Raw genomic sequence first — 14,211 nt, forward strand, 5'->3', positions numbered from 1 at the left:
TGGCGCACCGGGCGTACCGTCCTGGGCCACTGTGCGATTCCCGACCATTGCCCGGCGCAACGCCGTATGACAGCCTGTGTTCGTCATGCCGATCGCCTGTTGAAATCTCGAACGCAGGCACTGAGACGATCAACTAAGGGAGGGGCCGGTTGTGGGACGCCTCGTACCTGCTGTGACCCGAGCGCTCGACATCCTCGAGCTCTTCCTCGACGGGGACGGTTCGCTCTCCGCCCCCGACATAGTGCGCAAGCTCCAGCTTCCGCGCACCACCGTGCACGAATTGGTGACCACGCTCTCGGCGCGGTCGTACATCGTCGGCGTTCCGGGACAACCCGGACGGTACCGCCTCGGTGTACGCCCGTACCAGCTCGGCAGCCGCTATGCCGAGCAGCTCGACCTCGCCGCGGAGGGTCAGCAGGTCGCGCGCTCCGTCGCTGAGACGTGTGACGAGACGGTCCACGTGGCGATCCTCGAGGGCACCGATGTCATCTACATCGCCAAGGTCGACTCCACGCACGCGGTGCGGATGGTCTCGGCCGCCGGCCGTCGGCTTCCCGCCCACTGCACCTCCGTCGGCAAGATGCTGCTGGCCTCGCTCTCCGAGCCGGAGCTCAGCGCGCGCATCCCCGACGACGCCGACCTGATCCGGATGACCCCGAACAGCATCACCGAGCCCGGCGCCCTGCGCGAGGCCCTGGCGGAGATCCGGGAGCGGGGGGTCGCGGTCGAGAGGCGCGAGTCCAACCCGGACGTCAGCTGCGTGGCGGCTCCGGTGCGCGACCGCACGGGCCAGGTCGTCGCCGCCCTGTCCATCTCCGTGCCGATGATCCGCTGGAGCGACGAGCGCCGCGGCGAACTGGAGCAGCTCGCCGCGAAGGGCGCCGCCGAGCTGTCCGAGCTCCTGGGCTACCGGAACGTGGCATGACGGCGACCGGCGCGGCCTACGAGGTGGCGGTCCGGGCCGAGGCCGCCCTCGGCGAGGGCCCGACCTGGGACCCGGCAGACGGCCGCCTCCTCTGGCTCGACATCCTGGGCTCCCGCCTGCACGGCTATGACCCCTCGACCGGCCGCCGCACGGTCCGGGTGACCGACCAGCACGTGGGCGCGGCCAAACCCCGCGCCGGGGGCGGGCTGGTCCTCAACCTGCGGGACGGCGTGGGCCTGCTCGACCCGGACGGCAGTTTCCGCTGGCTGCACCACGAGCCCGTCCCCGGCCGCCGCGCCAACGACGCCGCCGTCGCCCCGGACGGCTCGCTCTGGGCCGGCACCATGCGCTACGACGAGGCCCCGGGCGGCGGGACCCTCTCCCGGCTCACCGGCGACGGCTCGACCGCGGTGATCCTCGACGACGTGGCGGTCAGCAACGGGACGGGCTGGAGCCCGGACGGCACGCGGATGTACTACATAGACTCGCCGACGCGCCGGGTCGACGTCTTCGAGTACTCGGCGGACGGGCGGGTGAGCGGCCGCCGCCCCTTCGTCACGATCGAGGACGGCGCGGGCTTCCCCGACGGCCTCACCGTCGACGCCGACGGCTGTGTGTGGGTGGCACTGTGGGACGGGGGAGCGGTACGCCGCTACACCCCGGCGGGCGAACTGGACCAGGTGATCGTCCTTCCGACCCCCAGGGTCACGGCCTGCGCGTTCGGCGGCGCCGATCTGACCGACCTCTACATCACCACCGCCCGGGTGGGCCTGGCCGCACCCCACCCACTGGCGGGCTCGCTGCTGGTGGTCCCGGGAGTGGGCAAGGGCCTGGCACAGCCGGCGTTCGCGGGCTGACCGCGGACCCGCCGCCGAGCGGACCCGCAGGGCCGAGCGGACCCGCCGCCGAGCAGGGGCGGACCGCTCGGCGCCCCGGCTACTCCAACCCCGCCCGCTTCAGCTCGTCCCCCGTCAGCGGCGGTCCGGCCAACGCCGGTCGCAACGGCCCCACCGCGGCTGCCAGCAGCACCGACGGAGTCAGCAGCACCGCGGGGCCCCGCTCCAGCGACGTCACGTCCGTCACCCGGCGGGCGATCCGCCCGTTGCCGGTGGCCGTGAGCATCAGGCGGCCCACATACGCGGCCACCATCCGGTCACGGAGCGTGGGCCCGTGCTCCGTCGCGCCCTCGCAGAACACGTCCTGGCCGACGGCGAGGTCCCACGCGGTGCTCACGGGCCGGGCCACCGCCTTCTGGGCCCGCCGGGACAGCCCCGCGGCGGCCCACCCCTGCCGGCGCACCACGTCCCGCAGGATCACCGCGCTCTGGGCGGCGACGGCGAGGCCGTGGCCGTAGAGCGGGTTGTACGCGGCGAGGGCGTCACCGACGACGACGAAGTTCTCCGGCCAGGCGGGCATCCGCTCGTAGAAGTGGCGACGGTTGACGGTGGCCCGGGTGTACGACACATCGGACACCGGCTCGGCCTGTTCGAGGAGCTCCCCGATGACCGGGTGGCGCAGTTCCTCTCGGGCGAAGCGGACGAAGTCGTCGGCGGCGGTGGAGGGCTCGCCGCCCCGGGTGCCGTTGAGGGTGACGATCCAGTGACCGTCCTCGATGGGCAGCAGAAACCCCGCCCGTCCCGGCACGTTCTCGCGCGGGTCGGGCTGCACGTTGACGACGGGATACCCGGAGCGGGCCTGCTCCGGCGCGCGGTAGAGACGGCTGGCGTACGCCAGCCCGGCGTCCACCTCCCGCCGCTCCACCGCGGGCAGCCCGAACTCCTTCAGCCACCGCCCGGCCCGCGACCCCCGCCCGGTCGCGTCGACCACCAACCCACCGGAAACCACCCACTCCGCGCCGGATGCCGCGCCCGCGCCTGAGTCCGGGCTCGGCCCGACGCCCGCGTCAACGCCGGGGGCCGCGCCCGCACCTGTCCCGGTGCCCGCGCTCGCCCCCGTGGCAGCACCCGTCCCCGTGCCCGCACTTGTCCGCGTGCCCGTACCTGTCCGCGCGCCCGAAGCCGCGCCCGAAGCCGCGCCCGCATTCGCGCCCGTGGCCGAGTCGGATTCCGGTGCCGGGCCCGGGCCTGGGCCCGGCACCGGGCCTGCGGTCGAGTTCGTCGCCGTTCGGGAGCCCCCGCTCGGCCCGGCGTTCAGAGCCGCCGCTGCCGTCGGCGTCAGCGCCTCCCGGGCCCTCACCCGGACCCCCGTGACCGCTCCCGCGTCGCCCTCCAGGCCCAGTACCTCGACGCCGGAGAGCAGTTCGATCCGGTCGTCCGCGAGGACCTGCGCGCGGATCGTCGCGTCCAGGAGGTCGCGGCCGGCCAGGATCACGTGGTGGGACTCGGGCCAACGGCGGAACCAGCCGCGTGCGCCCATGACGACCATGTCCGTCGTGACCGGCGTCCGGCGGGCCCCGGCGGCGCGGAGGGCGTCGGTGACGCCCGGCAGCAGTTCCTCCACCGCCCGTACCCCGCCCGACCACAGCATGTGCGCGTGCCGGGCCTGGGGCAGGCCCTTGCGGGGGGCGGGGCCGTCGGGCAGGACGTCCCGTTCGATGACGACGACCCGGTCGGCGAGGCCGGCCAGGGCGCGTGCCGCGAGCATGCCCGCATGGGATCCCCCCAGGACTACGGCGGTTCTGGCGGGATTGGAGGGTTCACTCATGCGTGGACATGCTCTCTGCCGGGGCGGCCGCGTGGGCGCGGACCGCCTGGATGTCGACGGGGTGGCGAAGGACGCGGGACACGGCCTGGATCTCCCGCAGGAGGTAGGTGGTGTCCGGGCGGGAGGAGCCGGCCGGGCCGGACGGGGAGGCGAGGACGGGGGAGGGGATGGTGGGGGAGGTGGGGCGCTCGGGCTCCGCGGACCCGGCGGGCTCCGGATGCCGCAGGGCCCGTTGGCGGGCCTCGACCGCGTCCAGGAGCGTCACGGCGGCGGCGAGCGCCTGTGCGCGGCCGCGCTCGAAGCCGAGGGCGACGCCGGACTCGTAGGACCGTGCGCGCAGGTCGTCGTCGAGGTGCCGGGCCAGCTGGAGCAGCGCGTCGCGGATGAACGTCTCGCGGCGGATCAGGCGCAGTTCCGGCGTGGCCCGCAGGTCGAAGGGCTCGCGGGTGCCGGTGACGCTGCGCATCAACCGGGACAGGGGCTTCAGGCTCCGGTGCCGGCGGCGGACCCGCCACCGCTCCTGGAGGTACTGGCCGGCGTGCGGGACGATGAAGCCGATCGCGACCAGGGTGGCGGCGATACAGGCGGCCGACGGGGCGATGTTGGTGTTCAGCCAGTCCAGGTCGTGCCCGGTCCAACGGGCCCCGACGGCTGTCAGCTTGGCCGCGCTGAACAGCAGGTTCGTGACATAGCCGGCCCCCAGGAACCGAAGTCCCCAGCGCAGCCAGGCGTCGAGGCCCTCGGTGCGGCTCCAGTTCCAGACGAGCCGGGCCGTGACCGAACAGGCCACCGTGTGTGCGAGCAGGTAGAGCAGGATCTCCTCGCGCATGAAGGGCGTGTTGGCGTAGTACGTGTCCAGGTCCTGGATCTGCTCCACGGGTACGTCGGCGAGTGCGAAGAGCACCCACAGCGCGACGACCACCCCCGCGTAGACGGAGACCACCCAGCGGGTCGCGCGCCGGGTCTGCGCCGAACGCTCGCTACGGCCGTTGCGCCAGGCGATGATCAGCAGCAGCCAGGACGCGGAGAGCGCGGTGAGCAGGGAGTACACCCAGGGCGCCGCGATGTTCGGCACGCCGGTGACCCGGTTGGTCCAGGCGATGGTCTTCGGGGCCGCGAAGACGAACACCGCGCAGGCGAAGACCAGCAGACCGCCGACGGCGCGCAGCAGCGGATCGCGCCAGAGCTTGAGGATGCTGGGCAGTTTGATGGCGAGGGCCGCGCCGAGGACCACGGTGGGCAGCCAGAAGGAGACGTACAGCCCATGGCTCACCGCGCCGTGCCCCTGCGCCCGCGATAGCCGAGGGTCCGCTGCACGGCGGCCGTCTCCCCGCCCGGGCCCGGGGCGGCCGGCCCGGAGTCGGAGAGGTAGCGCCGGAAGCGGGCCGCGAGCCGGTGGCCGAAGTCGTCGGCCTCGGCCTCGTCGTCCTCCCGGGAGCCGTTGCGGGCGGCGACGGTCAGTGCGAGGGAGTCCCAACTGGCCCAGCCGGCCCGGTCGGCCAGGACGCCCGCCGCCACCGTGCCGACGCCGTGGTGGTGGTGCCGGTGACCGGCGTGCAGATGCCACAACTCATGTCCGAGGATGACCAGTTGCTGTACGGCCTCGGCCCGCTCCTCGACGATGACCAGGTCGAAGTCCTGGAACTCCACCCACAGCCCGGTCACCTCGATCTCGTCGGGGAACCGCTCGAACCGCACCTCGACGGGCCGTCCGCCGCGCCGTGCGGACATCTCCTCGCACAGCGCCCGGCACACGTCCCGCACACCGCACGGACGGCCGGGGCGGGCCCGCAGCGCGGCGGAGAGATCGCCGGTCAGCTCGCGCATGGCCGGTCCGGTCCTCGCCCGCCGCAGCGCCGAGCCGATCCGGGCCGCCCGCCCGAGCGCGCCCGCGATGTCCATCGACTCCCCCTTCTCAACCGCCCCGCGGCAGCCTGTTCGAGCCTACGCGGCCGGTTGTGCTCACGTCACGGGGAAGTTTCGACGGGGGCGCCGATAGAAAGCGCTGTCAGAGATCGCGTCAAAACCATTGACGGGCGCGCACATCGATTTTACGGTCCCGTTCGAAGTTACGAGCGCAATTCGAAATGTCGAACCAAACGAACGACAGGGGCAAGGTATGGGACAACCTGGCCTGAATCGCAGGCAACTTCTCGCCGCCGCAGGCGGGTTGACGGTGGCGGGCAGCCTCGGCTTCGCCGCCCTCGGCACCGGAGCCGACGCACTCGCCGCCGGGACGCACACCCGGGTCCGCTACTGGAACCTCTTCCAGGGCGGCGACGGCGCCAACCAGGTCGCCATGGTGGACGCCTTCCGCGACGGACACCCGGACGTCGCCGTCAAGGACTCCACCCTCGCCTGGGGCGGCCCCTACTACACCAAGCTCGCCATGGCCGCCGCCGGCAACCGCGCCCCCGACCTCGGTGTCATGCACCAGGGCCGCATCCCCGGCTTCGCGCCCGGCAGGCTCCTGGACCCCTGGGACGTGGGCCTCCTCGCCAAGTACGGCGTACGCCAGTCCGACTTCAATCCGGTGCTCTGGCAACGCGGTGTCGTGGACGGCGAGTTGTACGCGCTGCCGCTGGACATCCACGTCCAGCTGAACTTCTACCGCAGGGACGTCTGCGAGAAGGCGGGCCTCCTCGACGCCGACGGCCGCCTCCCCGCCGCCGGCTCCGCCGACGAGTGGTTCGACATCCTGAAGGCGGCCAGGGGGCAGCTGAAGAAGGGGCAGCAGACGCTCGGCCTGCACGCCAACGAGCAGAACTTCTGCTGGTGGTTCTTCGTCGCCTTCTACCAGCAGCTCGGCGGCACCTACTTCGACGACGACCGCACGACCGTCACCTTCGACACCGACAAGGCCACCCAGGTCCTGGAGTTCCTCCGCAGACACGTCACCGAGGGTTACGTCACCGTCGGCGAGGCGGACGGCGAGGCGTTCCTCGCCGGTTCGCCGTTCACCTGGGAGGGCAACTGGTCGGTGCCGTACTTCAACGGCGAGAAGGTCGAGTACGGCGCTCAGCCGTTGCCCCCGGTCTTCGGCACCCCGGCCACCCACGCCGAGTCGCACTCCTTCGTCCTGCCCCACCAGGCCGACCGCGGCGGAGCCGCGAACGAGGGCGCCTACCAGCTCGCCGCCTACATGGTCACCCACGCCACCACCTGGGCCAACGGCGGTCACGTCCCCGCCTACCTGCCCACCTTCAAGGACCCGGCCTACCTGAAGCTCGCGCCGCAGAGCGAGTACTCGCGCCCCGCCATGGACCACCAGGCCAACGAACCCCACATCTGGTTCGCCGGCTCCACCGGCGTCCTCGCCCAGCGCGTCGGCCCGATCGTGGCCGCCTCCAACCTGGGCTCCGCCGCACCGGACGCGGCGGCCCGCCGGATGAGGTCCGCGCTGGCGCAGCTGCTGGCGATGAGGAACCCGATGGACGGCCGCACGGCAGCCCAGGAGCTGAAGGGAGCGAGCGCATGAGCGCGGTCGCGCACGCCGGGACGCTGACACCGCGCACCGCGGTCGCGTCCGAGTCCGCCCGCGCCCGCTGGGGCCGCCGCTTCCAGCACGGCGGCTGGTTCGTGGCCCCGTTCTTCGTCCTCTACGGCCTGTTCGTCATACTGCCGGTCGTCCGCGGCCTCTACCTCAGCTTCACCGACGCCAACATCTCCGGCGACCACACCGGCTTCGTCGGCCTCGACAACTACCGCGAGGCCCTCAAGGACGACCTGGTCTGGAACTCCCTGTGGCACAGTGTGCAGTTCACGCTCTACGTGGTCCCGGTGATCGTCGTCGTGGCCCTGCTGATGGCGCTGATCGCCCACCACACCGCGCACTTCAGGTGGTTGTGGCGGCTCTGCTTCTTCGCCCCCTTCCTGCTCCCCTCCGCGGTCATCGGCAACCTGTGGTGGTGGCTGTTCCAGCCCACCAACGGCATGGTCAACCACGTCCTGGGCTGGGACACTCCGTGGCTCACCCAGAAGTCCACGGCGATGCTCGCGGTCGTCGTCGCGACCCTGTGGTGGACGGTCGGCTTCTCCTTCCTCCTCTACCTGGCGGCCCTCCAGAACATCCCGCAACACCTCTACGAGGCAGCCGAGTTGGACGGTGCGAACGCCTTCCAGCGGATGCTGCACATCACGGTGCCCAATCTGCGCGACATCACCGGCCTGGTCCTCGCCCTGCAGATCCTCGCCTCGCTCCAGGTCTTCGACCAGGCGGTGGTGATGTACCAGTTCGGACCGGGACCGGAGGAATCGACCCGCACGTTCGTGCAGTACACCCTGGAACAGGGCTTCACCAGCTACCGCGTGGGATACGCCTCCGCGATCTCCTTCATCCTCTTCATCATCGTCGCGGCCGTCGCCCTCGGGCGGATGTGGCTGCTGCGCAACCGCGAGGAGGCCACGACCCGATGACCACGCAGCCGACGCCCACCACGCCCACCACCGCCTCGCTCCGCAGGTCGCGCGGCACCTGGACCCCGGCCCAGATCGCCCTCACCCTCGTGGCGGCGGCCCTCTCCCTCGTCTGGCTGGCCCCGCTCGCCTGGGCGCTGTCGACGTCCCTCAAGACCCCCACCGAGTCGGTGACGTCCCCGCACTGGATCCCGGAGGACTTCACCCTGGAGTCCTGGAAGGCGGTGATCGAGGCCGGCAACATCCCCAACTGGTTCGTGAACTCGGTGGTCGTGTCCGTCTGTGTCACCTTCGTCGTCCTGGCGGTCGCCTCCCTCGCCGGATACGGCTTCGCGCGCACGGAGTTCCGCGGCAGGTCGGCGCTGATGGCGCTGACGATGGCCGGCCTGATGTTCTCCCCGGCGATCCTCGGCGTTCCGCTCTTCACCACGGTCCAGTCGCTCGGCATGGTGGACACGTACTGGGGCATGATCCTTCCGCAGTGCGCGCCGGCGGCGATGGTCTACATCCTCTACAAGTTCTTCCAGTCACTGCCGAAGGAGCTGGAGGAGGCGGCCTTCATCGACGGCGCGGGCCGCTGGCGGATCTTCTTCACGATCGTCCTGCCGCTGTCGAAGCCCTCCCTCTCAGCGGTCGGCATCTTCACCTTCATCGCCTCCTGGAACAACTTCCTCTGGCCGTACATGGTGACCAACAACCCCGACCTGATGACCATGCCGAACGGCATCGCCACCGTCCAGAACGCGTTCGGCATCGTCTGGCCCCAGCTCATGGCCGGCGGTCTGCTGGCGGGCCTCCCGCTGATCGTCGTGTTCGTCTTCTTCCAGAGCCGGATCGTGCGGGGCGTGGCCCACACGGGTCTGGCGGGCCAGTGACTCCGAGCCAGTGACTCCGAGCCACTGACCCCGGGCCGGTGATTCCGGGCCGGTGATTCCGGGACAGACCCCCAGCCGCCAACGGACCGGCACCCCCTCCTCGAAAGGCGTACATGCACACCGCACGACTCACCCTCGACCCCGCCTTCACCATCGGCGAAGTCAACCCCCGTCTCTTCGGCAGCTTCGTGGAACACCTCGGCCGCTGCGTCTACACCGGCGTCTTCGAGCCCGGCCACCCGAGCGCGGACGAGGCGGGTCTGCGGACCGACGTCCTGGACCTGGTCCGCGAACTCGGCGTCACCGCCGTCCGCTACCCCGGCGGCAACTTCGTCTCGGGCTACAAGTGGGAGGACTCGGTCGGCCCGGCCGAGGACCGCCCGCGCCGTCTCGACCTGGCCTGGCGCTCGACGGAGACGAACCGCTTCGGTCTCTCCGAGTACATCGCCTTCCTGCGGAAGATCGGCCCGCAGGCCGAGCCGATGATGGCGGTCAACCTCGGCACCCGGGGCGTGGCCGAGGCCCTGGAACTCCAGGAGTACGCCAACCACCCGTCCGGCACGGCCCTCGCGGACCGGCGCATCGCGCACGGCGACAAGGCCCCCTTCGGCATCCGGCTCTGGTGCCTGGGAAACGAGATGGACGGCCCCTGGCAGACCGGCCACAAGACGGCCGAGGAGTACGGCCGCCTCGCCGCCGAGACGGCCCGCGCGATGCGCCAGATCGACCCGGCGGTCGAACTCGTCGCCTGCGGCAGTTCCAGCCAGTCGATGCCGACGTTCGCCGACTGGGAGGCGAAGGTCCTGACGGAGACCTACGACCTGGTCGACCACATCTCCCTGCACGCCTACTACGAGCCGCACGACGGCGACCTCGACTCCTTCCTCGCCTCGGCGGTGGACATGGAGTCGTTCATCGAGAACGTCGTCGCCACCTGCGACCACGTGGGCGCGAAGCTCAAGTCGAAGAAGAAGATCAACCTCTCCTTCGACGAGTGGAACGTCTGGTACCTCTCCAGGTGGGAGGAGCACGCCCGCACCGCCGACCCCGGCGACTGGCCGGAGGCACCCCGCCTGCTGGAGGACAACTACAGCGTCATGGACGCGGTCGTCTTCGGCTCGCTCCTCATCGCGCTGCTGAGGCACGCGGACCGGGTGACGGTCGCCTGTCTCGCCCAGCTCGTCAACGTCATCGCGCCGATCCTCACCGAGCCGGGCGGCCCGGCCTGGCGGCAGACCACGTTCTTCCCGTTCGCGCAGGCGTCGAAGCACGGCCGGGGCACGGTCCTCGACGTGCGCGTGGACTCACCGACGTACGAGACGGCCAGGTACGGCGAGGCGGACCTCCTGCACGCCACCGCCGTCCGCGCCGACGACGGCACGATCACCGTGTTCGCCGTCAACCGCGGCCGTACCGAGGCGCTGCCGCTCCACATCGCCCTGACCGGCCTCGATGTGACCTCGGTCGTCGAACACAGTGTGCTCGCGGACGCCGACCCGGACGCCCGCAACACCCTCGCCGACCCCGAGCGGGTCGCCCCGCACGCGGCCGAGGGCACGACGCTGACGGACGGCGGGCTGACGGCGACTCTGGAGCCGCTGTCGTGGAACGTGATCAGGCTGGCGTAAGCGGATGCGCCCGGCCGCGACCGGGCGGGTGAAGGGCGTATGAAGGGCGTACGAGGATGATCGCCGGCCGGTCGGGCGCGACCGGCCGGCGATCTTTTCCGATCACCTCGCGGGTTGCTCGGGATCGGTGTCCGGCCCGCCGGTGCCTTCCGAGGCCGTTTCCGCTCTCGTGTGGAGGACCTCGCGGGCCTGCTCCGCGGCGCGCAGGGTGCTCTCGCTGACGAAGTCGACGAAGCGGGCGATGTTCTCGAGGCGGGTACCGGCCGGGGTGTCGGGGCCGAGGATGCGGACGCCCTGCCGTGAGGTCTCGACGACCTGGGCGAGGGACCGGGCGCTGGCGACCGTCGCCTGGTACCAGACGTCGTCGTCGATGACGTAGCGCTCGCGGCGGCGGTCGTCGCGTTCCCGGCGGGCGAGGCCCTGGCTCTCCAGGAACGTGATGGCTTTGGAGATGGACGCCGGGCTGACCTGGAGGCGCTGGACGAGTTCGGACGCGGTGAGGCTGCCCGTGTCGGTGGTGTAGAGGCAGACCAGTACCCGGGCCATCATCTTGGGCAGGCCCGACTGTATGAAGACGGTGGTGAGCGTCTCCTCGTACTCGCGCACCGCCTCGGCGTCGCGTCCGTGGGCGAGCGGGGGCGCTTTCGTCCCCCGGGGCGCCGCCTGCCTGCGTTGGTGCGTGCGGCGCTCGGTGGCGCGGTGGGCCAGGTCGGCGCGGTAGGCGGTGGGGCCGCCGTTGCGCATCACCTCGCGTGTGACCGTCGAGGTGGGACGGTCGAGTCCTCGGGCGATCTCCGCGTAGGCGAGGCCGTCGGCCAGCCCCGACGCGATCTGCTGGCGTTCCTGCTGGGTGAGCCTGCCTCCCGGCATCGCGATCTCCTTCGTGGTCCTGGGTGCCCCAGCATAGCGTTCACTTCCGAACCATTGCAACGAACCGATGGCTGTTGTTGCGTTAAATTTTGAGCCGTTGCAACGATTTCATTGACTTGACCTGCATGTATGGCATCGCAACGCAACGAATATGTTGCCGTATCCATGAATGCAACGTAGCGTTTTCCTCATCAGAAACAACGAACCGAAGGAGCGCACGATGCAGAAGTTCGACACCCCCGCCACGGTCTCCGCCGTCCTCGACATCCCCGCCGGACGCATCCGGATCATCGCCGCCGAGCGGGCCGACACCACCGTCGAGGTCCTGCCCGCGGACGCCTCGAAGGGCCGCGACGTGAAGGCGGCCGAGCAGGTGACGGTCGCATACGGCGACGGCGTCCTGCGGGTCGAGGCGGCACCGGCGAAGAACCGGATCCTCGGCACCTCCGGGTCCGTCGAGGTGACCGTCCAGCTGCCCGCCGGCTCCCGGGTCGAGGCGAAGGCGGCCGCCGCCGAGTTCCGGGCCGTCGGACGGCTCGGCGAGGTCGCCTTCGAGGGCGGCTCCGGCTCGGTCAAGGTCGACGAGGCCGACAGCGCCCGTCTCACCGGCCTCGACGCCGACATCACGGTCGGCCGCCTGAACGGTCCCGGCGAGATCAGCACCCAGAAGGGCGACCTGAACATCACCGAGGCCGTGCGCGGCACGCTCGCGCTGAGCACCCGGATGGGCGACATCACCGTCGGCGCGGCCCGGGGCGTCTCGGCCTCCTTGGACGCCGGCACCGGCCACGGCCGGATCGACAACTCGCTGAAGAACGCCGACGGCGCCCCCGGCCTCGCGATCCGCGCGACCACCACCCAGGGCGACATCACCGCCCGCAGCCTCTAGTCCACCGCTCGCAGCCTCTGAAGGAGCCCCTCTCATGACCAGCTTGGCCATCGCGGCGAACGGGCTGCGCAAGTCCTACGGCGACCAGGTCGTGCTCGACGGCATCGACCTGGCGGTGCCGGCCGGCACCGTCTTCTCCCTGCTCGGCCCGAACGGCGCCGGCAAGACCACCGCGGTCAAGATCCTCTCCACCCTCATCACCGCCGACGCCGGTGACCTGCACGTCGGCGGCCACGACCTGACCGCCGATCCGCAGGCGGTGCGCGCCGCGATCGGCGTCACCGGCCAGTTCTCCGCCGTCGACGGCCTGATCACCGGCGAGGAGAACATGCTCCTCATGGCCGACCTCCACCACCTCTCCCGCAGCGAGGGACGACGGGTCGCCGCCGAACTCCTGGAGCGCTTCGACCTGGTGGAGGCCGCGAGGAAACCCGCCTCCACGTACTCCGGCGGCATGAAACGCCGCCTGGACATCGCCATGACCCTGGTCGGCAGCCCGCGAATCATCTTCCTCGACGAGCCCACCACCGGACTCGACCCCCGCTCCCGCCACAACATGTGGCAGATCATCCGCGAGCTCGTCTCCGACGGCGTCACCGTCTTCCTCACCACCCAGTACCTGGAAGAGGCCGACGAACTCGCCGACCGCATCGCGGTACTGGACGACGGCAGGATCGCCGCCGAAGGCACCGCCGAGGAACTCAAGCGCCTCATCCCCGGCGGCCACGTCCGGCTCCGCTTCACCGACCCGGCCGCCTACCGGTCCGCCGCCTCCGCCCTGCCTCAGGCCACCTGCGACGACGAGGCACTCGCGCTGCGCATCCCCGGCGACGGCAGCCAGCGCGAGCTGCGCTCCATCCTCGACCGACTGGACTCCGTCGGCATCGAGGCCGACGAGCTCACCGTGCACACCCCCGACCTCGACGACGTCTTCTTCGCCCTGACCGGCAACGCCGAGGTTCCCCACCGGTCGAGCGAGCCCGACCAGACCAAGGAGAACGTCCGATGAGCACTCTCGCCCTCGCCGTGCGCGACTCGTCCACGATGCTGCGCCGCAACCTCCTGCACGCCCGGCGCTACCCGTCCCTCACCCTGAACCTGCTGCTCACCCCGGTCATGCTTCTGCTGCTCTTCGTCTACATCTTCGGCGACGTGATGAGCGCGGGCATCGGCGGCGCCGACCGCTCCGACTACATCGCCTACATCGTCCCGGGCATCCTGATGATGACCATCGGCGGCACCGTCATCGGGACCGCGGTGTCCGTCTCCACCGACATGAACGAGGGGATCATCGCCCGCTTCCGCACCATGGCGATCCACCGCGGCTCGGTGCTCGTCGGGCACGTCGTCGGCAGCGTGCTGCAGTGCGTCGCCAGCGTGGTCCTCGTCGGCGCCGTCGCCGTGGCCATCGGCTTCCGGTCCGTCGGCGCGACGCCCCTGGAGTGGCTGGCCGCGTTCGGGCTGCTCGTCCTCTTCGGCCTGGCCCTCACCTGGATCGCGGTCGGCATGGGCCTGGCCAGCCCCAACGCCGAGGCGGCCGCCAACAGCGCACAGCCGCTGATCCTCCTCCCGCTCATCTCCAGCGCCTTCATCCCCGCCGACACGATGCCCGGCTGGTTCCGCCCCATCGCCGAGTACCAGCCCTTCACCCCGGCCATCGAGACCCTGCGCGGCCTGCTGCTCGGCACCGAGATCGGCGACAACGGGTGGATCGCGCTCGCCTGGTGCCTCGGTCTCGCGGTGCTCGGCTACCGCTGGTCGGTCTCGAAGTTCAACGGCGACCCGAAGTAGGCGCCATGACCGCGCGGGCCGCGACCCGCAACCCGTCGCCGCACCGGGCGGCGTACCCCGACACCGCGTCGGAGTGCGCCGCCCCTTTCGCGTGCCCGGCCGCGTCCTCGGCCGCCTGTCCCCGGACGTCACACTCCACGCCTGACGGCACAA

Annotated in this window: 13 protein-coding genes; 9 read left to right on the forward strand and 4 right to left on the reverse strand. The window is 71.3% G+C overall.

The features are described 5' to 3' along the window. Nucleotides 1-151 precede the first annotated feature (151 nt). Both ACIPFH_RS03455 and ACIPFH_RS03460 read left to right on the forward strand, forming a co-directional pair. The gene (locus ACIPFH_RS03455) at nucleotides 152-925 is read left to right on the forward strand and encodes an IclR family transcriptional regulator (protein ID WP_401822632.1); all 774 of its coding nucleotides are present in this window, start codon (nucleotides 152-154) and stop codon (nucleotides 923-925) included. Next, nucleotides 922-1,782: an SMP-30/gluconolactonase/LRE family protein gene (locus ACIPFH_RS03460; protein WP_401822634.1), complete on the forward strand. Its 861-nt coding sequence runs from the start codon at nucleotides 922-924 to the stop codon at nucleotides 1,780-1,782. The genes ACIPFH_RS03455 and ACIPFH_RS03460 overlap by 4 nt, the downstream gene beginning before the upstream one ends. Nucleotides 1,783-1,861: 79 nt before the next feature. Here the strand turns inward: ACIPFH_RS03460 and ACIPFH_RS03465 are convergent, their stop codons facing one another. The 3 genes from ACIPFH_RS03465 to ACIPFH_RS03475 are packed head-to-tail and all read right to left on the reverse strand — an operon-like array spanning nucleotide 1,862 to nucleotide 5,491. Next, a complete protein-coding gene (locus ACIPFH_RS03465) occupies nucleotides 1,862-3,529 on the reverse strand; it encodes a pyridine nucleotide-disulfide oxidoreductase (RefSeq protein ID WP_401822637.1) in 1,668 nt (555 codons plus the stop codon). 52 nt (nucleotides 3,530-3,581) lie between these two features. Further along, complete coding sequence (locus ACIPFH_RS03470) at nucleotides 3,582-4,862, reverse strand: MAB_1171c family putative transporter (RefSeq protein ID WP_401822639.1); 1,281 nt, start codon at nucleotides 4,860-4,862, stop codon at nucleotides 3,582-3,584. Further along, on the reverse strand, nucleotides 4,859-5,491 hold the full coding sequence (locus ACIPFH_RS03475; RefSeq protein ID WP_401822641.1) for a toxin-antitoxin system, toxin component family protein: 633 nt from the start codon (nucleotides 5,489-5,491) through the stop codon (nucleotides 4,859-4,861). The genes ACIPFH_RS03470 and ACIPFH_RS03475 overlap by 4 nt, the downstream gene beginning before the upstream one ends. Nucleotides 5,492-5,708: 217 nt before the next feature. On the opposite strand from ACIPFH_RS03475, the gene ACIPFH_RS03480 reads away from it, so the two are divergent. The 4 genes from ACIPFH_RS03480 (at nucleotide 5,709) to ACIPFH_RS03495 (ending at nucleotide 10,508) form a co-directional block, all read left to right on the forward strand. Next, nucleotides 5,709-7,067: an extracellular solute-binding protein gene (locus tag ACIPFH_RS03480; protein WP_401822643.1), complete on the forward strand. Its 1,359-nt coding sequence runs from the start codon at nucleotides 5,709-5,711 to the stop codon at nucleotides 7,065-7,067. After that, nucleotides 7,064-8,005 (forward strand): carbohydrate ABC transporter permease, encoded by a 942-nt coding sequence (locus tag ACIPFH_RS03485; protein WP_401822646.1) that lies wholly within the window; start codon nucleotides 7,064-7,066, stop codon nucleotides 8,003-8,005. The genes ACIPFH_RS03480 and ACIPFH_RS03485 overlap by 4 nt, the downstream gene beginning before the upstream one ends. Continuing rightward, entirely contained in the window at nucleotides 8,002-8,880 is an 879-nt protein-coding gene (locus tag ACIPFH_RS03490) for a carbohydrate ABC transporter permease (RefSeq protein ID WP_401822648.1), read from the forward strand. The genes ACIPFH_RS03485 and ACIPFH_RS03490 overlap by 4 nt, the downstream gene beginning before the upstream one ends. 113 nt (nucleotides 8,881-8,993) lie before the next feature. After that, nucleotides 8,994-10,508: an alpha-N-arabinofuranosidase gene (locus tag ACIPFH_RS03495; protein ID WP_401822650.1), complete on the forward strand. Its 1,515-nt coding sequence runs from the start codon at nucleotides 8,994-8,996 to the stop codon at nucleotides 10,506-10,508. A gap of 102 nt (nucleotides 10,509-10,610) precedes the next feature. Here ACIPFH_RS03495 and ACIPFH_RS03500 read toward each other — a convergent pair whose 3' ends face one another. Next, nucleotides 10,611-11,378 carry a helix-turn-helix domain-containing protein gene (locus ACIPFH_RS03500; RefSeq protein WP_401822652.1) on the reverse strand — a complete coding sequence of 256 codons (768 nt, stop codon included), beginning with the start codon at nucleotides 11,376-11,378 and terminating at the stop codon, nucleotides 10,611-10,613. Nucleotides 11,379-11,598: 220 nt separating this feature from the next. Between ACIPFH_RS03500 and ACIPFH_RS03505 the strand changes: the two genes are divergently transcribed. From ACIPFH_RS03505 to ACIPFH_RS03515, 3 genes are read left to right on the forward strand one after another with little or no spacing between them, the layout of a single operon-like run. Then, nucleotides 11,599-12,267, forward strand: coding sequence for a DUF4097 family beta strand repeat-containing protein (locus ACIPFH_RS03505; RefSeq protein ID WP_401822655.1), 669 nt, complete (start codon nucleotides 11,599-11,601; stop codon nucleotides 12,265-12,267). A 34-nt stretch (nucleotides 12,268-12,301) separates the two neighbouring features. After that, a complete protein-coding gene (locus ACIPFH_RS03510; protein ID WP_401822658.1) occupies nucleotides 12,302-13,276 on the forward strand; it encodes an ATP-binding cassette domain-containing protein in 975 nt (324 codons plus the stop codon). Continuing rightward, on the forward strand, nucleotides 13,273-14,058 hold the full coding sequence (locus ACIPFH_RS03515) for an ABC transporter permease (protein WP_356258089.1): 786 nt from the start codon (nucleotides 13,273-13,275) through the stop codon (nucleotides 14,056-14,058). Before ACIPFH_RS03510 ends, ACIPFH_RS03515 begins: the two co-directional genes overlap by 4 nt. Nucleotides 14,059-14,211 lie beyond the last annotated feature (153 nt).

Origin of the sequence: Streptomyces sp. NPDC088157, assembly GCF_044741545.1 — a bacterium.
GTDB lineage: Bacteria > Actinomycetota > Actinomycetes > Streptomycetales > Streptomycetaceae > Streptomyces.